This is a genomic window from Bacillus sp. 5B6 (assembly GCF_000259405.1).
GTDB lineage: Bacteria > Bacillota > Bacilli > Bacillales > Bacillaceae > Bacillus > Bacillus velezensis.
This window is the reverse complement of record NZ_AJST01000001.1, coordinates 971661-992994: the sequence shown is the minus strand read 5'-3', so window position 1 is coordinate 992994 and position 21334 is coordinate 971661. Positions and strand designations below refer to the sequence as shown.

Below are 21334 nucleotides of genomic sequence, written 5' to 3'. Positions count from 1 at the left end.
TTCTGATCCCTCCCCTTATTTGCGCTTAAATGCGCCGCCCTTGCCGCGTCTGAATGTTTGCATGTTTCGTGTTCATCATCTATTTGTTATCCCTCCGTGCAAATAAAAACGGACAACAGTCAGAGCACAGTGATGCTGTGCAATGATCAGTGTCCGCAGGCTTTCCGTCTTGGACCTATATATGTTTCTCTTGCAGACTATAAAAATCATAAGTAAGTTAACAAACGCATTACCTTAATCTCGCCAATCAAAAAATTATATCATTTTATATATTTCAATAAGATTATTATCTGGATCTCTGAAATGAGCAACTCGTGCACGCCATTCCTGACGATCATGTGGTTCATTGACGCATTTAATCCCTTGCTTGTGCAGATAGTCATACGTTTTATCAACATCTTCTACCTTAAATTGAAGCAAAAATCTCGATTGCACATCTCCGTCTAAAGATTTTCTTTCTTCTCCAACTATTTCAGCCATAGTTTCTCGAGATAAAAGCTCTATTTTCGTTTCTCCATTATCGAAAAGTGCATATTCCATTTCCTTCTCTAACCAACTTATTGGAAGTCCTAATGAATCTTTGTAAAACTCGACGCTTTTCTTAAAATCATTAACCAATAGTCTAATTTGCAGCAACTTCATATTGAACGCCTCCTATCATTTTACTGGCCATTCATTTAATCATACAATAGGGACCTGACAGCATTATGTCAAGTTTCCATAAAATTTTTCCATACTGCACCAAAATTTCTGATGAAAGCCTTCGGAGATTCATGAAACTGCGTTTGATCAATTCACATTCTTAGTTTGAATTCTCCTCCTCTCCACCGTAGAGGCTCCGGCCATGTAAGTCGCGCATCCGTAAACATCCAGCCGCCGCTCCTATAAGTAATACAGCTGATAGAATGATTGACTGAATAGTTTTTCATCGTCATTGCTTCCCCTGCTTTTTATATTCTGCGATTTCCTTAGGGGTAGCCTTTCGGACTCCGTCTGTGTCTGTCCTGTTTGCCACTTGAACGCCTTCCATGTTTTTTATCTCGCTGACGACTCCCAAATGCTCTAAATACACATGATCACCAATCTTGAAACGATTCAGTTTGGCCCGCTCCTCGGTCATGCTCCTGTATTCAGTCGCGGCTTTCATTTTTAATTCAGCCAGACACATTTGACAAAGGGTTACTGTTACAGAATTGCCGTTAAAATCAGTAAACGAAACCGATCTGACAGATTCCTTTTCCGGGTGCATCGTGCATGTTTTCTTCATAGGCGATGGCCGTGTAAATTCAATCATTCCGCTTCCTCCTCAAAAAAAGTCTTTTCGTCCCTCTCACATAACTCCGGATGAACGGGAAGTTCCATGCACCCGCATTATAACCGTCACAATACATGGAGATTTGCCTTTCCTTCGCCGTCTGACGGATATTCATACATCCTGCATAGCTGTAAGCCTATATTTCTTTATATTCCCAATGCTCGCCGGACTTCCCTGTTAGGATGAAGTTTCTAAGGCTGTTGGCCAGTTGCCGCATGTTGGTGCCATGCGAAAAGCCATGTGGACCGCCGTATCCCAATTCATATAGGTAAATTTCAGCCCTCTAATATGTGTGTATGTTTTTTAAAGGAGATGCATCACATGATGTTCTAATAACCGATTCAACCTGAAGCTAACTCTTCCCCAATTTCCGATCATAAAATAAGTAAATTTACCCAGAACAAATTAATCATTTTGCACTTTCAAAATACTTATTTGTCTTTTCCTTCATTCTTCCATGGTAATATCTTGTTGAAGTATTTCGAATGAAAGGATTATGGTCATGAAAGTTTTCGAAGCAACCACCCTCCTCGCCGCCGCCAAACAACGCGCAAACGAATACAAAGAACTCCGCGGCCAGATGGTCAACCTGAAAAAAGCGTTTCAAGGCATGGCTGATCTCGGTGACAGCGACTTCTCAGGCCGGGGCGCTGACAACATCAAAGCTTTTTTCAAGGACCACGCCGGCGTCACAGACAGCTGGCTTGATCTGATCGACATGAAAATCGCATTTCTCACAAGCCTTCCCGGCAAGGTCGAAGACGCCGGACTTTCCAATTCGCATGTGGAGGAATCATTTCTGGAGCATGAGCTCACCCACGCCCTCAGTAAATCAAAGGCAATTATGGAAGGGCAAAAAAAGGACATGCGCTCCATCCTCGGTGAGATCGAAGACATCATCTCGCTCGAATTGTTTTCAACCGAAAGCACAGATCAGAAGCTTTCTTCAGCTGACAAAAAAAGAAGCGAAACGATACATAAGCTCGGGAAGCTTGATCACGATCTAACGAAGGAATACACAGAAACCGAAGCGAACGAACAGTTCATTCAAGCTGACTTCCAACAGCTCCAAAACGCCACAGGTAAAGGAAAAAACGCCACGCCGCTTCACTACAACGCCAAAGCGTACCGTGAAAGTGATATTCATAAGAAAAAAGGCGATATCGCAAGACATTCGGATGCTTATTTGACGATTAAAAAGGAAGAAGCGAAAGAGCGGGAAATCAAGGATCTGAAGAAAAAGCTGGCCGATGGTGTCACCGATCCGGATGAGTATTTGGAAATCGCGAAGAAAATCGGCTATGAAAACCTTGAACCCGCCCAGGTACAATATGTAATGCAGCTTGAACAAGCAAAGCAGCTCGAAGAAGTCGGAGAAACAGCTTGGGATATCGTCAAAGGAATAGGCGTCGGCCTTTATGATGTGGGAAAAGACACCATAACCGGCGTCAAAGATCTGGCTGTCGGCGCATGGGATTTTTACCATCTCTCGGATGAACAAAAAGTCGCTAAAACCATATCGGCTGTGCTGAACACGCCTTCCTACGCAAAAATCATATGGACAAACCTAGCCGATTCATGGAATGATAAAATGGTTAACGGGGATGCGTATTCAAGATCACATTACATCACCTACGCCATCGGGAGCATTGTCGGACTCAAAGGTTCCGGCTCAGCTGTAAAAGTATCAAGCAAGCTCGCGAAAACAGGTGCCGCCAAAGTGGATAACGTCTTGGAAGCCGGTGAAAAAGCGGCTGCAAAACATGTAAAAACCGGGATTAAAAAAGGAAAAGACTATATCAATTCCGTTTCGAAAAATAAGTACCAACCCGTACTTGCCGGAATAGCACAGGATATTGAAAATACTCACAATGTGAAAAATACGCCTTTGTTGAAAAGTATTATTGAAGATCAGAAAGAGAGTGTTCTCAGTAAATCTGTGACTTCAAATTTTAGTACAGGAAAAAGTAAGTATACCGCCGGTACAATGAAACATATTTATCATGGAGAAGTTAATAAACGCGGTAAAGCAGTTGGCTACCACCATGAAAGCATGATGGGCGGGAAGATTATACCAGGTACAGAAAAGAAACCTGACAAAAATGGAGTGTATATGGCGAAAGTTGAAGTCGGGTCTGTAAAAAAGATAGCGGATTCAAGTTTCTTTCCAAGAGAATGGAACCGCGCTGATGTATTAAAAGCAATTGACGAAGCTTATCATACTAGAAAACAAGTACGTTCAAATAAGTATAGGGGAATCACTTCAACAGGAATTAAAATTGAAATGTATTTAAATAGTGACGGAACAATAGCAACAGCATATCCGTTATATAAAAAATAATCTTAAAGGTGACCGTGACACATGAAATATTCATACAGGTTTGATAAAGATCCATTTGGTGATATAAAAATAGTTCTACCAGAAGAAATCAGCATTTTCTCTGACTTCATTGAAAATATTACAACAATAGAACAAACTGATGAGTATATAGAATACATTCAGAATGTTTTAAATGGGATACATGAGGATTTTGAAATTGATTTAAATGGGATAAGTGTATTGATAAAAAAAGATGTTACCGATGTTGAAAACCCTTTTTTAATCGATGACCCTTATAAAAACTCAATAGAAACAGACCAATTTAAAGAGTTGTTATTAATATGGAGAAATAAAATTCCTGAGATATTTAAAGATTAAGTACATTCATTATTCTACGAGCCGGTATTCAAATTTCCCAGAGAACCAAAATATTAAAGCCTTTCTCATAAGAGAGGGGGCTTTCTATAGTGCGTGAAATTTGATTAACATGTCAGACACCACTTGCCGAAAAGGTCTGGAAAGTATAGTTCTGTTCTGAGTGATCCAAAAAACATTAGTAAAATAAAAAAAGGCTCTCCAATCCTGATAGTAGACCTCCTAATGCTTTAAACAAGTTACAGAACAAATAAAACAACACATTGAATGCCTCAAGATAAAAGAAAGCCCTTCTCTTATGAGAAGGACTTTATCTATGTTTTCAATAGGATAGACTGTCTTCAGTCCGTAGAAAAGCACATCGAGATTGCTCGTAGTATTCCGTAAAGTACGTTCCTTTTTGACGAGTTTTCCTGTTCTATTTGCGGACATATTACCGCCTCCGTTCGGTTAAGTCACCGAAATAAAACCGCTACCTTGTCGTTGGTAGGACCGCTACCCTGCGCCTTAATACGCCTAAGTCATCGACTAAGTCAACGCAATAAAAAACGGCTAGAAACGTTGATATAACGCCTCTAACCGCCGTGGATGATTCCGACTGGGCTCGAACCAGCGACCTCTACCCTGTCAAGGTAGCGCTCTCCCAGCTGAGCTACGGAATCATGATATGTATGTGTTGCTGGGTATGTTGCTGTCTCTCTGACATTTATAATTATATATCCTGATTTCTCATTCGTCAACACTTTTTTTATCTAAAATAAAAAAAGGGCGCGTCACAAAATTGACGGCGCCCTTTTCGTTTATGATCTCACTTGGGCGGGGGTTATTTTTTTCAATGCCTGTTCGAAGTCCCGTTCTAAATCTTCGGCGTTTTCGACTCCGACGCTCAGGCGCAGAAGGCCGTCTGTGATGCCGCGTTTCTCCCTCTCTGCTTTCGGCATGGCGGCATGCGACATGGCTGCAGGGTATGAGAGAATGGATTCGACGGCGCCGAGGCTGACGGCAAATACCGGAAGCGATACGTTTTCGACCAGCTTTTTGACGGCTTCTTTGCTTTCCAATTCAAAAGACAGGACGGCGCCCGCTCCGCTCGCTTGACGTTTATGGGTATCAGCTCCCGGGTGTCCGGCAAGGCCGGGATAGTAAACGTTTTTGATGGCAGGATGCCCGTTAAAATAGGCAGCCAGCCGCTCAGCCGTCCGGCTCGCTTTTTCCAGTCTGACCTGCAATGTTTTTAAGCCTCTCAATACGAGCCAGCAGTCCTGAACGCCGAGCACCGCTCCAAATGAATTTTGCAGCTTATACAACTGATTGCCGAGCTCTTCATCCTTTACGGCGGCAAGGCCTGACAGTACGTCACTGTGGCCGCTTAAAAATTTCGTCGCGCTGTGAAGCACGATATCTACGCCGAGATCAAGCGGCCGTTGCAGTGCAGGCGTCATGAATGTATTGTCAAGGTATGTCAGACAGCCGTGATCCTTTGCCAATTTGACGAGGCCCTTAATATCCGTGATGCCGAGCGTCGGGTTTGACGGTGTTTCCATATAAATGGCTTTCGTGTTCGGCCGGATGGCGCGGGCGACAGCTTCTGTGTCCGTCATATCGACAAAGGTATGTTCGATCCCGAAACGGGACAGAACCTCAGTCACCATGCGGAATGTTCCGCCGTACACGTCCTCCGTAACGAGGACATGGTCGCCTTGGGATAAGAGCAGAAATGCCGTCGAAATCGCCGCCATACCGGAGCTGAAAGCAAAACCTCTCGTTCCGCCTTCAAGACCTGCGATCGTTTCTTCAAGCGCTGTTCTTGTCGGTGTGCCTGAGCGGCTGTAGTCATATGTCCCGAATTCTTCAAATGAAGACTGATGGAATGTGGAAGCATGCTGGATCGGGACGCTGACGGCTCCGGTGGCTCCGTCTGTTTTAAATGGATTGTGCACGAGCTGGGTTTCCAGCGTCCAATTGTGATTACTCATATGACACGGCCCCCTCTTTTACTTGCTGTAATGCCTGCTTTACATCCCGCTTCAAATCTTCTGCATGTTCAATGCCCACTGAAAATCTCAGCAGACGGTTGCAGACACCGTTTGCGATACGGATGTCTTCCGGAATGTCCATGTGCGTCTGTGTCGCGGGGTATGTAATAAAGCTTTCCACCCCGCCGAGACTTTCTGCGAAACAGATCGTTTTCAGCGCCTTTAAAAACGGATTGACCCATTCCTCTTTTTGCAGCCGGAAAGACAGCATCCCGCCTTTTCCGGGATATAACACGTCGGCGATTTCTTCTTCCTGTTCTAAAAATTCTGCAAGTTCACGGGCGTTTTCTTCATGACGGCGCATTCTGAGTCCGAGTGTTTTCATCCCTCTCATTAAAAGCCACGAATCAAACGGCGGGAGAACCGCGCCGATCGCATTTTGGTGATTAAACATGATCTCGCCGAGCTCTTCATCCTTAACGACAGCCAGACCGGCAAGGAGATCATTGTGCCCCGCTAAATATTTTGTGGCGCTGTGAATGACGATGTCCGCTCCCAGTTCAAGCGGGCGCTGGAGCACCGGGGTATAAAACGTATTATCCACAATTAAAAGCAGGCCGGCTTCTTTCGTAATCCGGGCGATTTTTTCAATGTCCGCCTCCTGCATTAACGGGTTTGTCGGTGTTTCAACAAATACCGCTTTCGTATTTTCCGTTATTTTGGAGCGTAAACAGTCTTCATCGCTGAAATCATCGTAAATAAAGCTTAAGCCGTATTTTCTCCATTCGTTTTCAAACAAACGGTACGTGCCTCCGTATAAATCGGAGGATACAATCAATTCATCCCCGCTTTTAAATAAAGCCATAATGGTTTGAATGGCTGCCATTCCCGAGCTGAAAGCAAATCCTCTCGCACCGTTTTCCAACACGGCGATGGCGTCTTCGACGAGCTGGCGTGTCGGGTTTTTCGTGCGCACGTAATCAAAACCTGTAGATTCTCCTATTCCTCTATGGCGGTAAGCGGTGGACAGATAAATCGGCGGACTGACCGTTCCCGTTGCTTCTTCGCTTCTATTTCCGATTTGGGCTAATTTTGTATCAACATGCTGCGTCATCAGTAAGCACCATCCTTTTTCAAAAATAAAAAAGCCCCCTCTTCATAAGAAGAAGGAGCTTTTCTCTTCCTCTTATCTTCCAAGCATGTGAATCGCTTGCTGGATTTAGCACCTTGGCACTTTGCCTTCCCGCGGCAAAGCAAACCGGTTGCTGAGGTTTCAAAGGGCCAGTCCCTCCACCTCTCGTGATAAGAATATTGTTTTGTATTTTCTGATTGTTCTATATTAACGCACTATAAAATGAATTTCAATAACTTTTTATTTATCTGAACTCTCGCAAGAAGTGCATCTGAAGAAAGAAATTTCTAATAATTCATGGTACAATAGGAAAAAACCATCAAGACAAGAAGCGGCCTGGAGGAATGCGATGTGGCATCAAAAAACGGAATCATTCATGAGAAAAAACTTTTCTCCCATGAGCTTGAAGAGGAAATGACCGTTTTGGTCTACCTGCCCGCCACCTTCTCCCCCCTTTATAAATATCATACGGTCATCGCTCAGGACGGCCATGATTATTTCAGATTAGGGAGAATCGGGCGGCAGGCGGAAGAGCTTATGTCAAAAGGGGAAATTGACCGCTGCATCATTATCGGCGTCCCTTATAAAAATGTGCAGGAGCGAAGAAACACATACCATCCAGAAGGCTCTAAATTCGCCTCATATAAGCGGTTTATCGCAAATGAGCTCGTTCCTTTTATCGACAAAGAATACCCGACTTATCAAGTCGGATACGGCCGCACCATGATCGGGGATTCCCTCGGCGGAACCGTTTCGCTCATGACGGCGATTGACTATCCGAACATGTTTGGAAACGTCATCATGCAGTCTCCGTATGTTGACGGGCACGTGCTGGATGCCGTCCGGCAGTCGGAGGATCTCAAACAGATTTCCGTTTATCATCAAATCGGAGAAAAAGAAACCGGCGTTCACACGACGGACGGCCAGGTTCTTGATTTCACCGCGCCGAACGAAGAGCTCAAACAGCTGCTGGAAAGCAAACAGTCCGAATACACGTATGAAACCTTCGACGGGGATCATAAATGGACCTACTGGCAGCCGCTCATCACGCCGGCGCTGAAAAAAATGCTGTAACCATTCATTTAAGGAGGGAACTTTCATGAAATACGGTATTGTTTTATTTCCATCAAAAAAATTACAGGATCTCGCAAATTCGTACCGGAAACGCTACGACCCGAGCTACGCGCTCATTCCGCCGCACCTGACGCTAAGAGATCCGTTTGAAGCGACAGAACAGGAAATCGAGCAGGTCGTGTCACAGCTGAGACAGACGGCGAAAGAGTCGCATCCGCTCGTTCTGAAAATCACAAAATACAGCTCGTTTTCTCCTGTGAATAATGTGATATATATGAAAGCGGAGCCGACGGAGGAATTAAAATCTCTGAGTGAGAAATGCTACTCAGGAGCATTATCCGGCGAGCCGGAATACAGCTTCGTTCCGCATGTCACGGTCGGCCAGAAGCTATCGTCAGATGAACATTCCGACGTACTCGGACAGCTGAAAATGCAGGACATTTCCCACGAAGAAGTCATCGACCGTTTTCACTTGCTCTATCAGCTGGATAACGGCTCATGGACTGTGTACGAAACATTTTTATTAGGCGGAGGAGAATAACTGTTTGGAATCCATCATCGCAAAAACTGAAAAACAGCTGAACGACGCTTTTTTCGTCAGAAAAGAGGTCTTCGTTAAAGAACAGCACGTTCCGGAAGAAGAAGAGATTGATCAATTCGAGGACACGTCAGAGCATATAGTCATATATGACGGCGGCCAGCCGGTCGGAGCCGGCAGATGGCGCATGAAAGACGGGCATGGAAAATTAGAGCGCATCTGCGTGATGAAAAGCCATCGTTCTTCAGGCGTCGGAGCCATCATTATGCAGGCGCTTGAAAAAGCGGCGGCAGCCAAGGGTGCCGACAGCTTTATCTTACATGCGCAGACGCAGGCGGTTCCGTTTTACGAAAAACAAGGATACCGCGTCACATCCGGCGAAGAATTTCTCGATGCGGGCATCCCCCATCTGGAAATGATAAAGAAACACAAACGATAAAATCAAAAGCACTCCTGTTTATAGCAGGAGTGCTTTTTTTATGAAAATAATACTATTTCATGAATTTTTATTGCATTTTATGGAAGGCTAATGTATGTTTAGTATACGAAGTATTACAATTCATACAAAAAATACATTTCATATTTCGGAGGGATAAACATGACGGCACCAAAAGGAAAACACATATTCGGGACTGTTAAAGTGGGTACAAAAGGACAGATTGTCATTCCTAAAGAAGCAAGAGATGTTTTCGATATAAATCCGGGGGATTCACTGCTTATGCTTGGGGATGACCAGCAAGGTATCGCACTTGTTAAACAAGAACTCTTTTTCGAATTTGCAAAAGATATTTTAAACGCTAAGCAAATCGATGAAGATAGCGAGGATGAGTAAATGCACGCGATTGAGCTGAAGCAATTAACGAAACATTATAAAGAAACCGCCGCCGTTGACCGTCTTGAGTTCTCAGTTGAGAAAGGGGAATTTTTCGCTTTACTCGGTGAGAACGGAGCCGGAAAAACGACATTAATCAGTATGCTTTGCGGACTCCTTTCTCCGGATGACGGTGATGCATCAGTGCTTGGACACAGTATTTTGACTGATTTGGATAAAATAAAACCGAAATTGAATATGTCCCCGCAGGAAACAGCTATCGCGCCTCATCTAACCGTACGGGAAAACTTAGAATTTATAGCCGGAGTCTACGGAATTCCGAAAAAAGAAGCAAAAAAAAGAACAGATGAGATGCTCGAATTGTTTCAATTAAAAGAGAAAGAAAGAGCAAAAACAAAAACATTATCAGGAGGAATGCAGCGCCGCCTCAGCATCGCAATGGGAATGATTACAAAACCGGATATTTATTTCTTAGATGAGCCGACATTAGGGCTGGACGTCCGTTCACGCCGCGAGTTGTGGAAAAATCTTGAGGCATTAAAGGGTGACATGACGGTTATTTTAACGACACACTATTTAGAAGAGGCTGAAGCCCTGGCAGATCGTATTTGCATTTTAGAAAATGGGACTTTAAAAGCACTGGGCACGGCGGAGGCCCTGAAAAAGCAAACTCATTCAGCCACATTTGAAGATGCCTTTTTAGCGATTTGTGACGGGGAGGCGGGTCTTTATGCTTGATTTCGCCATTCGCAACCGCAAAGAAATTTTTCGTGACCCCCTGTCTATTATCCTTGGAATCGCACTGCCTGTTATTCTATTGTTTCTGTTTACGGCGATTGAAAAAAATGCGCCGCTTGATACCTTTAAAATTCAGCACTTAGCACCCGGACTTATTGTTTTCGGTTTCGCTTTTCTTACGATGTTCTCTGCATTGCTGATCGCAAAAGACAAACAGACCGCCCTTTTGACCCGTTTGTTTGCTTCCCCTTTAAAAACAGCCGATTATGTCATCGGTTATGCACTGCCGATGCTGCCGTTAGCCATTTTACAGATCGTCATTTGTTTTATCGCAGCAGCGGCTGCCGGTTTATCCGCCGAGTGGATGAATCTTCTCGCAGGTATCGCTGTCTTGCTGCCGATTGCGATGATGTCCGTTTTCTTCGGTTTATGTTTAGGGGCTGTGTTTACGGACAAACAAATTTCAGGTATCGGAACGATTTATATTACACTCGTGCAATTTCTGGGCGGGGCTTGGATGGAGGTGAGCCTGCTCGGTGACACATTCAAACATATCGCTTATGCCTTACCGTTTATTCACTCGATCGAGCTGGCCCAGGAAGTCATATCCGGAGATTATTCTTCCTTTCATCAGCATATTTGGCCGATAGCGGGATATACCGTTTTGGCGCTTGCACTTGCTTTCCTCAGTGTTATGAAAATCAGGAAGAGATAAAAAAAGCCGGCACTCCGTAATGGGAGCGCCGGTCTTCTTTATTACGTTTCTTTCAGAAGGTTTATCGTATGCGGCAGCAGACGGTCATCCCCCGGACTGCCATGGCCCGGAACGACAATGCTGATGTCCTGATATCTTTTCATGACTTTGCTGACGGCGCGCGGCCACTGATCCGGATAAAAGCCCGGAGTAGGCACGATTTCCTTTGTTTCCAAAGCCTTGATTAAGCATCCGCCGAATAAGAGCTTATCCTCAGGCAGCCAGACGGTCATATTGTCTTCCGTATGCCCTTTTCCCGGATAAAACGTTTCAATTTTCATATCGCCAAACTGCAGCTTTGTCTCGTTTTTCAAATCTCCGAGCGGCCGGTCATATCCCTGCTGTCGGGCGAAGTCGGCGGTCAGCTTCGTGCTGTGCACCTTTACACCGTATTTGTACAGGGTGTTCAGACCGCCGATACGATCGTCATGGGCGTGTGTCACAATGGCATCGGTCATCCTTTTGCCGGGAAACCGCTGTTTTATTTGTGTCATTAATCGCTCTGTGAGACTGTCATTCCACGGAGTATCAATCAGTACGATTCCTTTGGAAGTCTCAAGAAGCAATCCGTTCGCAGGGACGGGACTTCCGTCTGCCGTACCGGTGCTTGTATGCATCCAGACATGCGGCGCCAGCTGTGTGAGAGTGACATCTTTTGCTGCGAAGCTCTCCGCCGCGTGTGCCGGTTTCATTCCGGCAGTAAAGAGGCCGAATAGAAATAACCCCGCAATTAATAATGAAAGCTTTCTCAAATTGAATCATTCCTTTCCGTATCTTTCATATATACGACTCAAAAAAAGCCCGGATATTTCCGGGCTTTTTCACACGTATTGATTTATCAACCGGCCTTTTCCCATGATTTGCGGCAGACGGGAAAGAGAGCGCTTACGTTTTTCCTCATGTACTTTCTTTTCTGCGGCTGCGGTGTTTTCCTGGCGGCGCTCCACCTCTCTGTACAACCTGTCATTGGCGAGGGCGGCCGCTTTCGTAATGCTGGCGTAATCAGGCTTATAACCCGCTGCCCGGTTTGCGTATTGAGAATACTGCTGGTTTTGAATCCGTCCTGCATAAATCATATGTACCCCTCCCCTTCGCTTTTCATTTCCCTTAATCTTACTTTTTGAAACGCTGTTCTTTTGTTATGATATTCTTTGTCTATCAAATGGATGAACACCTTTTAATGGGAGGACCCCTTTTTGAAATGCGCCCGACTGAATAACCGAACGATACATTTACATACATATTCCAGAGAACATTACCAATTCCTTTTTGAAGAAGCTCAGAAAGGAAATATTTTTTGCGCACATTGTGACCAGCCCGTCTTGATGCGGCTTTCGATTTTAGAGCAGCCGGCATTTTATCACCGGCAAAAGGGAGACTTTACCGCCTGTGAAAAAGCATGCGCGGCCGAGGAACCGCAAGCGGAGAAAGAAAAAGAAGAGTATAAGGAAGCCGGCATGTTCCGCCTGCCGAAAGGAAAAGCGATTTCAGAGAATCCGAAACCGATCGTCTCAGAATGGAAAAGCCCGAAAAAAGTGCCTGCGGCCGAACCGTTTTCACCAACATCCGAGGCGGCTGATACATCTTTGTTCCCCGGCATCGGCCTGAACCGTGAACAGATGAAGGCAGTTACTGAAACGGACGGGCCTTTGTTAGTGCTTGCCGGAGCGGGAAGCGGAAAAACAAGGGTGCTGACAGCACGCGCCGCCCATATGATTGAACACCTCGGCATTTCACCCGAGAATATGCTGCTTGTGACCTTTACGACAAAAGCCGTCGCCGAAATGAAAGAGCGGATGGCGAATGAGTACGGTCTGGCAGCCGGAAAAGTCTCCCGTCTCGTGACCGGAACATTCCACAGTTTTTTCTATAAAATACTCTATCATTATGATTCTTCAAAATGGAACGGCAGCCAGCTTTTAAAAATGGAGTGGCAAAAAGAACAATATGTGAAAAAGGCGCTCTATGAAGAAAATTTGGATGAAAAAGAGTTTCCCGTCGACCAGGCGCTTCAGCTTATCGGCTGCTGGAAAAACACGTATCTCCACCATGAGACCATTCCGCTTGCGGACGACTGGGAGAAAAAAGTGTACAGGCTCTACGAACATTACGAGCGGCAGAAGCGGGAAAAACGGCAATTTGATTTTGATGACATGGCCCAAGGCTGTTATGAACTGTTTCAAAGCCGGCCTGATATTCTCGCGCAGTACCAAAACAGATTTTCTCATATTTTGATTGATGAGTTTCAAGATATCAACCCTGTTCAGTACAACATTATGCAAATGATCGCAAGCCCTGAGAATAACCTGTGCTGCGTGGGTGATGACGACCAATCCATTTATGCGTTCCGCGGCAGCAGCCCGTCTTTCATTCTTGATTTTCAAAAGGATTATCCGGCAGCAAAGACCATTTACTTAACGGCAAATTACCGATCGCCGCATCCGATCGTCTCAAGCGCTCATGCCGTCGTAAAGAAAAATAAAAAACGGTATGAAAAAACACTTTCTGCCGTCAAAGACGGCGTTCACAACCCCGTGATGTTTTATCCTTACGATGAAGAAGAAGAAGCGACCATGATCGTTTCGGATATGAAAGAGAAAATTCAAAACGGGGCGAGTCCTGACGATTTTGCCGTGCTTTACCGGACAAACAGCGCCGGACGGGCCATTTATGAAAGACTGCATCAATCATCGATTCCTTATCATGCCGACCGGGGCGTGCAGACGTTCTACAGCCGCAGAATCGTACGTCAGATCCTCGCCTACTTATATGCGAGTCAGAATGAAGATGATCCGGATGCGGTGAAAGACCTGCTGCCCGCCTTATTTTTAAAGCAATCCGCCCTGCAAACGTTAAAGGCGCTGTCAATCACGGAAGATTGCACGATGATTAAGGCACTGACGAAACTGCCTGACCTGAAGCCTTTTCAAATAGGGAAGATCAAGCAGATCGTTCCGTTTTTCGCAAGCATCCGGACAATGAAGCCGGTTGAAGCCATCACCTTTGCAGAAAGCAAAATGGGTTTTTCCGAGTATTTAAAAAAACGGGGCAATGAGGGGAACAAACTGGAAAAAGGCTCTGATGATCTCAGAGATGTCAAAGTAGCCGCCAAAAAATTCAAAACCATTCCCGATTTTCTTGCGCATGTCGATCATATGCGCGCCGCTGAGAATCTGAAAACCGATGAAAACGGCGTCGAACTGCTGACCATTCACCGCTCTAAAGGTCTTGAATTCAATACGGTCTATATTTTAGGCGCGGCTGACGGCTCGATCCCCCATGACTTCGCGCTTGAGACGGCGAGACAGGGCGATCCCGCTCCGCTCGAAGAAGAAAGACGGCTTCTGTATGTCGCAATGACAAGGGCCATGCAGCATTTATATGTATCTTGTCCCGCGTACAGGCGGGGAAAAACAGCGCGCAGCTCAAGATTTCTCGAGCCCCTTCTTCGGACGGACAGACGGAGCGCACTCAGGATATAAAGAACCCGGCAGATCACTGCCGGGTTCTTCTCACATAAAAAGGCCTTTTTAGCAAGGCCGGCTGACGCCTATTTATTGTTCAGCATTTTAGAAATGGTGCCAAAATCAAGTTTCTCTTTACCGCTTGTAATAGATTGAACGATTTTGTCTTCCAATTCTTTCGGAACACGCTTGTTAGCCAGCTGGGACACCTTCTGAATGACGCCTCTCACCGTGTTTTCATCTTTGAAATTGGCATTTTGCAATGATCCTGCAAGGTTCATGACATCCTTCATGCTGACGCCTGTTTTCTTCTCAATATTTTTGAAAAATTGATTATCCATGGTGTGCCTCCTTTTGTGGAGTAATACGATATTGTATGAATAAAGAGCGGAACATGTGCCCGTAACACAAGGAAAAAATTCCGAGTGCCCCGTCTCTATACTCCTTCATACATCAGGGAAGCACGGGACTGAACGGTCCCGCGCTTATCCAAGGTCTTGCTAAGGTTTAGCCAAAAAAGGATGCACCGACAATGATCAGAAGGATGAACAATACGACAACAAGAACAAATGTTGAGCCGTATCCGCCTCCGACATAGCCGCCTCCGTATCCGCCGCAGCCGCCATAACCGCCGTAGCCGCCGCCGAATCCGCCATATCCGAATCCCATATCTAAGCACCTCCTTTACTCTCTATACTCTATGTGAGCCGACTTGTTTGGCTTGGATAAATGCATAGGGCCGGTGCGGATTTCATTCATTTTAGTGAGAATGCTCATTTTTCTTCAGTTTTGCTTCTGTTTCGGCGGCAAACACATCTATCCATTCCTCAAAGCGCGATCCCGCTTCATCAAACTCAGACAGCTGTTTTTCAATAGATAAGATATATTTGTCATGCTCCCCCTGGTTTTGATTGTGCCGGCGGTATTTACCGTTTATGAATGATTCAAATATATTCATAACATCCCCTCCTCCTATGATCTATGCCGAACAGAGGCCGGCGTTCGGCAAAAAACAAAAAAAACCGGAAGTTCCGGTTTTTTAGAAAACGGCTATTTCGGTTTTTTCTTTTGGCCGCAGCCGCAGCCTTTTTTCTTAATTTTTTTTTCGTAAGGCTGATGCACAGTTGACTTGTATGGAGAATGTTGGGAAGGTTTGCTTGATTGATTCATGGTGATCCTTCCTTTCCTTATGTCATATATGCCAGTTTATGCCGAAAGTGACGGTAAGTTGCTGGTGGAACCGCCTTATTCCTGCAGAAGACGAGAAACCGCAGCTTCAATGATCCCGGCCGCGCCGGCTATGGCTAACAGCAAAATCAGCCATTGCGCAGCCTCGGGTACCACAATCTGCGCCGCAATTAAAAAGGCGGCACACCACACGCCCGTACACCAGTAGCAGCTGAGAAGTTCACCGATAAATGCCCTGATGCCTTTTCCTTTTATGACAATGTAGGTTTCTGTCGTGCCGTCGGGTGCGGTTTCTGTTTTTTCCTCGTGAAAAAGGCTCCGAAGCGGCGCCATAATGGTGTCAAATACGAAAAGCCTGGCCAGCCGGAAAACGGCAAACGATAACAGAATAAATGAAAGCCAATTGATAACCACCTGTTCACTCCTTTTCAAAACTTGACCTCTTTATACATATGCGAAAACCCTGATCTTCATGAATCGCACCTTGTCCGGTAAAAAAATAGGTGCGGTTTAGTTGTTTTTCTTATTCCGCTCGGCGTTTCATTTGCATTATATAGAGTATGAATGAGAAAGGAGTGAAGGTTATGTCGTTTGAAGAAAAAGTCGAAACACTGCAACCGCAAATATTCGAACAATTATCCAACGAATTCGAGCAGAAGATCGAAGTGATTGATTGCGAAAATGTCACAATAGATACAACACATATAACGGCCGCTCTTTCTATACAAGCTTCAGTTACTGCGGCGATTATCCTCGCGACACAGCTCGTGATCGAAGATGAAGACACAGCCGACCAAATAGCAACCGAACTGCTGATCCTCGAGGATTGCCAAATAAAAAAGCGAACCCTCATTCAAGTCATTAACAGCCGCAATATTAAAATCACACTGACAGCAGACGATATCATGGCCTTTGTACAAACTTTGTTTCAGCTATTAAATATACTTTTTGCTGAACTAGACATCCTTTAACTCTTTCTTTTCAAATTTTTAAAATAGAGGTGAGAACAAATGGCAGATAACGAAAAATTCAAAGAAGAACTCGCAAATCTACCAGAAGTGGATCCGCTTTTAAAAGTGCTTGTCAGCAATGTCTTCAAAAAACACGGCGTGACAAAAGATAAAATGCGGGAAATACCTGATGAAGAAAAAGAAATGCTGATCGCATTAGTGAAAGACATGCAGGCGAAATCAGAAGCTTTTCTTGAAAGCCAGAAACAGAAAAAAGAGCAGAAAGCGCAAGAACAGCAGACAAAGCAGCAAACCCGCAGAGAACAATTAATCGAACAGCTCCGGCAAAGACGCCAAAATCCCGGTCAATAACTAAAAATAGTGATTTTTATCAGGATAGATGCCTGAGTCAAAGTAAGGGGCCGGCTCATTTAATATTAGTAAAAGAAAAGGAGGAATAGATATGGAAAGCAGACCATACTCTTGGGTTGCACTTGATCCTGAATGTGAACATCCGCGAGAAGAAAAAGAAGAAAAAGAAGGCAGAAGATGTAATGTTTGCTGTAACGGACACGGGTTCGGCGAAGATAATGCCTTCATCGACCAAGACCTGGCACAGGCGAATCTCAACAAACAAGTTTCTGAAGAAGCGATTATTATCAGAGATTCTTGTGATATTAACGTGACATCGACAGATATTCAGGCAGTCACTTCAGTCATGACAGCGATTAATGCAGCAGTCGTAACGGCCACTCTCACTTCAATCGCTGACGGAGTCATCGCTGAATTGGTCGCACAAGACTTATTGCAGCTAACAGCTAACAAACAAATCAACCGTCAAAAACTGCTCATCGAAAACTCCCGCGGCGTAAACGTGACAACAGTAGATGCCGATATCGCAACATTGATCTCAACAGCAACAAATACACTGATTGCCATCTTAGTCATCACCCTCGTCCTCTAAAAAGAAAAAGCAGAGCTAAAAATGCTCTGCTTTTTCTTATTTTCTCCGCATATGATGAATATATAGACGTTCACCCACACCAAGTGAGGCTCGCGTACATATGTTGTTAAAGACAAAAGTCAAATACCCTAAAAGAAGGAGCTGAAATCCATGAGCTGCGGAAAACACCATGGCCGAGATGAAAATTGTGTATGCGATGCAGTCGAGAAGATTTTAGCAGAACAAGAGGCTGTTGAAGAACAATGCCCGACTGGATGCTATACGAATCTTTTGAGCCCGACGATTGCAGGTAAAGACACCATTCCGTTTCTCGTATTTGATAAAAAAGGCGGATTGTTCTCCACATTCGGGAACGTCGGAGGATTTGCGGATGACAGCCAGTGCTTTGAGTCCATTTTCTTTCGTGTAGAAAGACTATGCGATTGCTGCGCGACGCTTTCAGTATTGCGCCCCGTAGATGTGCACGGCGACACCCTCAGCGTCTGCCATCCTTGTGATCCTGATTTCTTCGGTTTAGAAAAAACAGAATTTTGCATTGAAGTTGATCTGAGCTGCTTCAGCGCCATTCAGTGCCTTTCACCCGAGCTTGTTAACCGGCCTGCGCCGCACAAAGAGAAAAAGCATCACGGATAGTCATTGATTCGCATCTTTCCTAAAGAAGAATCCCCTTCCAACCTTCTATTACAGATGCAATCATCAGCCCGCCCGGACTTCCGGGCGGCTGACTCTCCGCTATCGTTTAAACCGGTACCATTTAAAACGTGAAGTCAGGAGGGATATTATGAGCAAGCATACAACATACTGTGTGCGTGAAGCGGTAGAAAATATTGAAGACCTGCAAAATGCGGTTGAAGAAGATTGCCCGACAGGCTGTTATTCTAACCTTTTATCTCCGGCTTATACATTAGGCGATACAGTGCCGTTCGCCATCTTCACCTCAAAATCGAAACCGTTCACCGCATTCGGAAACGTCGGCGAGCTGGATAACGGTCCGTGTTTTAACACCGTTTTTTTCAGAGTTGAAAGGGTCTGTGACGGCTGTGCCACATTAAGCCTGCTTATTGCTTTTGACGAGCATAAGCACATTCTTGATTTTACAGATAAAGACTCTCTCTGCGATGTATTCCGTTTAGAAAAAACGAACTATTGCGTTGAAGTCGATCTCCATAGCTTCTGCGCCATCAATTGCCTGAACCCGAGACTGATCAACCGCACACATTCTTAAATCAAAAAAGCATAAAAATAAGCTGCCGGATGAAAGAATTCAGGCAGCTTTTTGTATGGTTAAAATCCAAGCGGATGCAGCGAGGTAATATCGTCTATTGCGAGTTCTGCCGGCGCTCCGTTGCTTGTCGTCCGCAGGAAGATCGCATTATTTTTTCTGCCGACGATTACGCCTCTGTAGGTTTTCCCGTTGGCTTCTATCAGACAAAGGGTCCGCGGCATATTATGCGGCAGCTTCGTTAAGAAATCAATTTTTTCAAGAATGGACATTCTGCTCATCGGCTTTTTCACGCGCTTTGGCGGAACCTTTTCCTCTGGGGCGGCATTGTGAACCGCTTCAGGCTCTTTTTCAGCGGCATCAGGCTCTTTTTTAGCGGCGTCAGGCTTGGCAGTGTCCTGCTCCGCTTGCGCCGGAACTTCTTGAACGGCTTCTTCTGCGCGGCTGTGCTGTTCAGGTACTTGCTTTTCTGGTTCGACAGCCACTGCTCCTTCAGGCTGAGTTTTACATTCTTCCTCCCGCTTTCCATGCATCGGCTCTTCTTCCGGCGGCTGAGGCGCTTTCTTCTTTTTAATTAATATGTCCTGCATTGATGATTGCGTGTCTGAATAATCCGCCTGAACAATATACATGAGCGGTTTTTTTTCCGCGTTTCTGTTTTGTTTTGACATCTTCATCCCTCCGATTCTGTCATGTTTTATTTATATGACGGAATGATTAAAATCAGAAGAAAGAAAAAAGCAATCCCTGAAAGGGACTGCTTGTTATTTAACGTGCGGTAATACGGAATCCTGAATCAACGTGAAGATTTTCGCCCGTGATGCCTCTTGACAGGTCACTGAACAAGAATGCAGCCGTGTCGCCCACTTCTTCAGGTGTTGTCGTGCGGCGCAGCGGTGCGCGCTCTTCAATTTCTTTCAGGATAGAGTTAAAATCACTGATTCCTTTTGCAGACAGCGTACGGATCGGTCCTGCTGAAATGCTGTTGACGCGGATGTTTTCTTTTCCTAAGTCAGCGGCTAAATATCTGACGCTCGCATCAAGAGACGCTTTTGCCACACCCATTACGTTATAGTTTGAAACGACGCGCTCTCCGCCGAGGTAAGTGAGTGTAACGATGCTTCCGCCTTCAGTCATAATCGGACGCGCCGCTTTTGCGACCGCTGTCAGAGAGTAAGAACTGATGTTATGCGCAAGCAGGAATCCTTCGCGGTTCGTATTTAAATATTCGCCGACAAGCTCTTCTTTGTTTGCGAACGCGATGCAGTGCGCGATGCCGTGAATCACGCCGACCTGTTCTTTAATGCTTGCAAAGCAAGTTTCGATCTCAGCGTCATTTGTCACATCACACGGAAGGATGATAGAATCATTTCTTTCTAATGTAGCCGCAAGGTCATGAACTGATTTTTCCAAGCGCTCTCCCGCGTAAGTGAAAATGAGGCGCGCTCCGGCTTCATGCAGCGAACGGGCGATTCCCCATGCGATACTGCGTTTATTGGCAACGCCCATCACAACGATGTTGCGGCCTTCAAGTGAGAAATTCATATGTATAAAGCCTCCTGTAATCGTCTTAAAGACATAGTTTTAGTACCTGATCTTAATTTTTATCATATCATAACCTTGTCCAGATTGAAAGCATGGGAAAAAGACCGCGGATGTTGAAGCGGTCTCTTTTTTATCTCGTCTGCAGACTGTTCCTTTTAAAGGCAAAATGATTGGTCGGGCCGTGTCCCGCACCGATGCCGAGCGTATGTTCCACGGCTTCCCGCACAAAATTGACGGCTGTCTCAAACGCGGTCTGAATGTTTTTCCCCTTTGCCGTTTCCGCCGTCAGCGCGGCTGCGAACGTGCAGCCTGTTCCGTGGGTGTGTTTGGTGTCAATATAAGCGTGGCTGATTTGGGTAAAAGACGAACCGTCAAATAATAAATCAACGATCCTCCCCTGTTCAGGCTGGTGTCCGCCTTTTATGATGACATGCTTTGCACCAAGCTTGCAAAGGCGTTCGGCCGCTTTTTTCCGGTCCTCAAACGTGCGGATTTCCATTCCCGTCAATACCTCAGCTTCCGGAACATTCGGCGTCACCGCATAGCTGCGCGGAATTAACAGCTCTTTTAACGCGGCCTGAGATTCCTCACGCAGCAGGGAAGCGCCTCCTTTGGCAATCATGACGGGGTCAGTGATGACATGATCAAGCCCGTACTGATCCGTTTTTTCCGCAATTTCCGCAATCATTTCCGCGCTCCACAGCATTCCCGTTTTTACAGCGTCAGGCCGCAAATCTTCCGCCACCGCGTCAATCTGGCTGCCCAGCGCCTCCCGGGTGAGCGGATAAATGCCGTGAACGCCCAAAGTGTTCTGGGCGGTTACCGCTGTAATGGCTGACATCCCGAAAACGCCGAGCTCCTGAAAGGTTTTGAGATCCGCCTGTATACCGGCGCCGCCTCCTGAATCTGATCCGGCAATCGTCAATGCTTTGCATATGCTCATGATG

27 protein-coding genes, 1 tRNA gene and 1 riboswitch are annotated in these 21334 nt (G+C 45.5%); of the genes, 14 read left to right on the top strand and 14 right to left on the bottom strand.

Annotation, left to right across the window (positions count from 1 at the left end; translation table 11 throughout):
• Positions 1-255: 255 nt before the first annotated feature.
• Positions 256-642 (bottom strand): VOC family protein, encoded by a 387-nt coding sequence (locus MY7_RS04940; RefSeq protein ID WP_007610710.1) that lies wholly within the window; start codon positions 640-642, stop codon positions 256-258.
• A 289-nt stretch (positions 643-931) separates the two neighbouring features.
• On the bottom strand, positions 932-1294 hold the full coding sequence (locus tag MY7_RS04935) for a hypothetical protein (RefSeq protein WP_007610709.1): 363 nt from the start codon (positions 1292-1294) through the stop codon (positions 932-934).
• A gap of 523 nt (positions 1295-1817) precedes the next feature.
• Between MY7_RS04935 and MY7_RS04930 the strand changes: the two genes are divergently transcribed.
• On the top strand, positions 1818-3656 hold the full coding sequence (locus MY7_RS04930) for a T7SS effector LXG polymorphic toxin (RefSeq protein ID WP_007610699.1): 1839 nt from the start codon (positions 1818-1820) through the stop codon (positions 3654-3656).
• 21 nt (positions 3657-3677) lie between these two features.
• Positions 3678-4013: a hypothetical protein gene (locus tag MY7_RS04925; RefSeq protein ID WP_007610697.1), complete on the top strand. Its 336-nt coding sequence runs from the start codon at positions 3678-3680 to the stop codon at positions 4011-4013.
• A 586-nt stretch (positions 4014-4599) separates the two neighbouring features.
• Here the strand turns inward: MY7_RS04925 and MY7_RS04920 are convergent.
• From MY7_RS04920 to MY7_RS04910, 3 genes are all read right to left on the bottom strand, one after another.
• A tRNA-Val gene (locus MY7_RS04920) sits at positions 4600-4672 on the bottom strand.
• 138 nt (positions 4673-4810) lie between these two features.
• Positions 4811-5986, bottom strand: a complete 1176-nt coding sequence (gene metC / locus MY7_RS04915) for a cystathionine beta-lyase (protein ID WP_007610695.1) — start codon at positions 5984-5986, stop codon at positions 4811-4813.
• Positions 5979-7100, bottom strand: coding sequence for a methionine biosynthesis PLP-dependent protein (locus MY7_RS04910; protein ID WP_007610693.1), 1122 nt, complete (start codon positions 7098-7100; stop codon positions 5979-5981). The genes metC and MY7_RS04910 overlap by 8 nt, the downstream gene beginning before the upstream one ends.
• A gap of 69 nt (positions 7101-7169) precedes the next feature.
• A riboswitch (SAM riboswitch) is annotated at positions 7170-7295 on the bottom strand.
• 174 nt (positions 7296-7469) lie between these two features.
• Here MY7_RS04910 and MY7_RS04905 point away from each other — a divergent pair.
• From MY7_RS04905 to MY7_RS04880, 6 genes are all read left to right on the top strand, one after another.
• Positions 7470-8192, top strand: a complete 723-nt coding sequence (locus MY7_RS04905) for an esterase family protein (RefSeq protein ID WP_007610692.1) — start codon at positions 7470-7472, stop codon at positions 8190-8192.
• Positions 8193-8217: 25 nt separating this feature from the next.
• Positions 8218-8733: a YjcG family protein gene (locus MY7_RS04900; RefSeq protein ID WP_007610690.1), complete on the top strand. Its 516-nt coding sequence runs from the start codon at positions 8218-8220 to the stop codon at positions 8731-8733.
• A gap of 4 nt (positions 8734-8737) precedes the next feature.
• Positions 8738-9169 carry a GNAT family N-acetyltransferase gene (locus MY7_RS04895; RefSeq protein WP_007610689.1) on the top strand — a complete coding sequence of 144 codons (432 nt, stop codon included), beginning with the start codon at positions 8738-8740 and terminating at the stop codon, positions 9167-9169.
• A 159-nt stretch (positions 9170-9328) separates the two neighbouring features.
• Positions 9329-9562 carry an AbrB/MazE/SpoVT family DNA-binding domain-containing protein gene (locus tag MY7_RS04890; RefSeq protein ID WP_007409078.1) on the top strand — a complete coding sequence of 78 codons (234 nt, stop codon included), beginning with the start codon at positions 9329-9331 and terminating at the stop codon, positions 9560-9562.
• On the top strand, positions 9563-10300 hold the full coding sequence (locus MY7_RS04885) for an ABC transporter ATP-binding protein (RefSeq protein ID WP_007610688.1): 738 nt from the start codon (positions 9563-9565) through the stop codon (positions 10298-10300).
• Positions 10293-11015 (top strand): ABC transporter permease, encoded by a 723-nt coding sequence (locus tag MY7_RS04880; RefSeq protein ID WP_007610687.1) that lies wholly within the window; start codon positions 10293-10295, stop codon positions 11013-11015. Before MY7_RS04885 ends, MY7_RS04880 begins: the two co-directional genes overlap by 8 nt.
• 41 nt (positions 11016-11056) lie before the next feature.
• On the opposite strand, the gene bla is transcribed toward MY7_RS04880, so the two are convergent.
• Both bla and MY7_RS04870 read right to left on the bottom strand, forming a co-directional pair.
• The gene (gene bla, locus MY7_RS04875; RefSeq protein ID WP_007610686.1) at positions 11057-11806 is read right to left on the bottom strand and encodes a subclass B1 metallo-beta-lactamase; all 750 of its coding nucleotides are present in this window, start codon (positions 11804-11806) and stop codon (positions 11057-11059) included.
• Positions 11807-11875: 69 nt separating this feature from the next.
• Complete coding sequence (locus MY7_RS04870; RefSeq protein ID WP_007610685.1) at positions 11876-12130, bottom strand: hypothetical protein; 255 nt, start codon at positions 12128-12130, stop codon at positions 11876-11878.
• 120 nt (positions 12131-12250) lie between these two features.
• On the opposite strand from MY7_RS04870, the gene MY7_RS04865 reads away from it, so the two are divergent.
• A complete protein-coding gene (locus tag MY7_RS04865) occupies positions 12251-14536 on the top strand; it encodes an ATP-dependent helicase (RefSeq protein ID WP_029325944.1) in 2286 nt (761 codons plus the stop codon).
• A 68-nt stretch (positions 14537-14604) separates the two neighbouring features.
• Here MY7_RS04865 and MY7_RS04860 read toward each other — a convergent pair whose 3' ends face one another.
• The 4 genes from MY7_RS04860 to MY7_RS04845 all read right to left on the bottom strand — a co-directional run bounded on the left by MY7_RS04860 (position 14605) and on the right by MY7_RS04845 (position 16120).
• Positions 14605-14859, bottom strand: coding sequence for a stage VI sporulation protein F (locus tag MY7_RS04860; protein ID WP_003154986.1), 255 nt, complete (start codon positions 14857-14859; stop codon positions 14605-14607).
• 166 nt (positions 14860-15025) lie between these two features.
• The gene (locus MY7_RS04855) at positions 15026-15187 is read right to left on the bottom strand and encodes a YjcZ family sporulation protein (RefSeq protein ID WP_007610678.1); all 162 of its coding nucleotides are present in this window, start codon (positions 15185-15187) and stop codon (positions 15026-15028) included.
• Between the two features lie 91 nt (positions 15188-15278).
• Entirely contained in the window at positions 15279-15476 is a 198-nt protein-coding gene (locus MY7_RS04850) for a hypothetical protein (protein WP_007610676.1), read from the bottom strand.
• Between the two features lie 287 nt (positions 15477-15763).
• Entirely contained in the window at positions 15764-16120 is a 357-nt protein-coding gene (locus MY7_RS04845) for a DUF1360 domain-containing protein (RefSeq protein WP_014417437.1), read from the bottom strand.
• Positions 16121-16290: 170 nt separating this feature from the next.
• Between MY7_RS04845 and MY7_RS04840 the strand changes: the two genes are divergently transcribed.
• The 5 genes from MY7_RS04840 (at position 16291) to cotZ (ending at position 18845) form a co-directional block, all read left to right on the top strand.
• On the top strand, positions 16291-16677 hold the full coding sequence (locus tag MY7_RS04840; protein WP_029325945.1) for a spore coat protein: 387 nt from the start codon (positions 16291-16293) through the stop codon (positions 16675-16677).
• A gap of 39 nt (positions 16678-16716) precedes the next feature.
• Positions 16717-17028 carry a hypothetical protein gene (locus tag MY7_RS04835; protein WP_007409088.1) on the top strand — a complete coding sequence of 104 codons (312 nt, stop codon included), beginning with the start codon at positions 16717-16719 and terminating at the stop codon, positions 17026-17028.
• Between the two features lie 91 nt (positions 17029-17119).
• Positions 17120-17620 carry a spore coat protein CotX gene (cotX, locus tag MY7_RS04830; RefSeq protein ID WP_007409089.1) on the top strand — a complete coding sequence of 167 codons (501 nt, stop codon included), beginning with the start codon at positions 17120-17122 and terminating at the stop codon, positions 17618-17620.
• Between the two features lie 150 nt (positions 17621-17770).
• Complete coding sequence (gene cotY, locus MY7_RS04825) at positions 17771-18253, top strand: spore coat protein CotY (protein WP_007610670.1); 483 nt, start codon at positions 17771-17773, stop codon at positions 18251-18253.
• A gap of 148 nt (positions 18254-18401) precedes the next feature.
• Complete coding sequence (gene cotZ / locus MY7_RS04820) at positions 18402-18845, top strand: spore coat protein CotZ (protein ID WP_007409091.1); 444 nt, start codon at positions 18402-18404, stop codon at positions 18843-18845.
• Between the two features lie 59 nt (positions 18846-18904).
• Here the strand turns inward: cotZ and MY7_RS04815 are convergent, their stop codons facing one another.
• From MY7_RS04815 to thiD, 3 genes are all read right to left on the bottom strand, one after another.
• Positions 18905-19513 (bottom strand): CotO family spore coat protein, encoded by a 609-nt coding sequence (locus tag MY7_RS04815; RefSeq protein WP_029325946.1) that lies wholly within the window; start codon positions 19511-19513, stop codon positions 18905-18907.
• A 97-nt stretch (positions 19514-19610) separates the two neighbouring features.
• Complete coding sequence (gene fabI, locus MY7_RS04810; RefSeq protein WP_007610665.1) at positions 19611-20387, bottom strand: enoyl-ACP reductase FabI; 777 nt, start codon at positions 20385-20387, stop codon at positions 19611-19613.
• A 130-nt stretch (positions 20388-20517) separates the two neighbouring features.
• A complete protein-coding gene (gene thiD / locus MY7_RS04805; protein WP_007610664.1) occupies positions 20518-21330 on the bottom strand; it encodes a bifunctional hydroxymethylpyrimidine kinase/phosphomethylpyrimidine kinase in 813 nt (270 codons plus the stop codon).
• Positions 21331-21334: the final 4 nt, after the last annotated feature.

What these genes read in the sequence shown, in the direction of transcription:
- MY7_RS04940 (WP_007610710.1), bottom strand. Translation starts at nt 642, where the DNA reads ATGAAGTTGCTGCAAATTAGACTATTGGTTAATGATTTTAAGAAAAGC.
- MY7_RS04935 (WP_007610709.1), bottom strand. Translation starts at nt 1,294, where the DNA reads ATGATTGAATTTACACGGCCATCGCCTATGAAGAAAACATGCACGATG.
- MY7_RS04930 (WP_007610699.1), top strand. Translation starts at nt 1,818, where the DNA reads ATGAAAGTTTTCGAAGCAACCACCCTCCTCGCCGCCGCCAAACAACGC.
- MY7_RS04925 (WP_007610697.1), top strand. Translation starts at nt 3,678, where the DNA reads ATGAAATATTCATACAGGTTTGATAAAGATCCATTTGGTGATATAAAA.
- metC (WP_007610695.1), bottom strand. Translation starts at nt 5,986, where the DNA reads ATGAGTAATCACAATTGGACGCTGGAAACCCAGCTCGTGCACAATCCA.
- MY7_RS04910 (WP_007610693.1), bottom strand. Translation starts at nt 7,100, where the DNA reads ATGACGCAGCATGTTGATACAAAATTAGCCCAAATCGGAAATAGAAGC.
- MY7_RS04900 (WP_007610690.1), top strand. Translation starts at nt 8,218, where the DNA reads ATGAAATACGGTATTGTTTTATTTCCATCAAAAAAATTACAGGATCTC.
- MY7_RS04890 (WP_007409078.1), top strand. Translation starts at nt 9,329, where the DNA reads ATGACGGCACCAAAAGGAAAACACATATTCGGGACTGTTAAAGTGGGT.
- MY7_RS04885 (WP_007610688.1), top strand. Translation starts at nt 9,563, where the DNA reads ATGCACGCGATTGAGCTGAAGCAATTAACGAAACATTATAAAGAAACC.
- MY7_RS04880 (WP_007610687.1), top strand. Translation starts at nt 10,293, where the DNA reads ATGCTTGATTTCGCCATTCGCAACCGCAAAGAAATTTTTCGTGACCCC.
- MY7_RS04870 (WP_007610685.1), bottom strand. Translation starts at nt 12,130, where the DNA reads ATGATTTATGCAGGACGGATTCAAAACCAGCAGTATTCTCAATACGCA.
- MY7_RS04860 (WP_003154986.1), bottom strand. Translation starts at nt 14,859, where the DNA reads ATGGATAATCAATTTTTCAAAAATATTGAGAAGAAAACAGGCGTCAGC.
- MY7_RS04855 (WP_007610678.1), bottom strand. Translation starts at nt 15,187, where the DNA reads ATGGGATTCGGATATGGCGGATTCGGCGGCGGCTACGGCGGTTATGGC.
- MY7_RS04850 (WP_007610676.1), bottom strand. Translation starts at nt 15,476, where the DNA reads ATGAATATATTTGAATCATTCATAAACGGTAAATACCGCCGGCACAAT.
- MY7_RS04840 (WP_029325945.1), top strand. Translation starts at nt 16,291, where the DNA reads ATGTCGTTTGAAGAAAAAGTCGAAACACTGCAACCGCAAATATTCGAA.
- MY7_RS04835 (WP_007409088.1), top strand. Translation starts at nt 16,717, where the DNA reads ATGGCAGATAACGAAAAATTCAAAGAAGAACTCGCAAATCTACCAGAA.
- cotX (WP_007409089.1), top strand. Translation starts at nt 17,120, where the DNA reads ATGGAAAGCAGACCATACTCTTGGGTTGCACTTGATCCTGAATGTGAA.
- cotY (WP_007610670.1), top strand. Translation starts at nt 17,771, where the DNA reads ATGAGCTGCGGAAAACACCATGGCCGAGATGAAAATTGTGTATGCGAT.
- cotZ (WP_007409091.1), top strand. Translation starts at nt 18,402, where the DNA reads ATGAGCAAGCATACAACATACTGTGTGCGTGAAGCGGTAGAAAATATT.
- MY7_RS04815 (WP_029325946.1), bottom strand. Translation starts at nt 19,513, where the DNA reads ATGTCAAAACAAAACAGAAACGCGGAAAAAAAACCGCTCATGTATATT.
- fabI (WP_007610665.1), bottom strand. Translation starts at nt 20,387, where the DNA reads ATGAATTTCTCACTTGAAGGCCGCAACATCGTTGTGATGGGCGTTGCC.
- thiD (WP_007610664.1), bottom strand. Translation starts at nt 21,330, where the DNA reads ATGAGCATATGCAAAGCATTGACGATTGCCGGATCAGATTCAGGAGGC.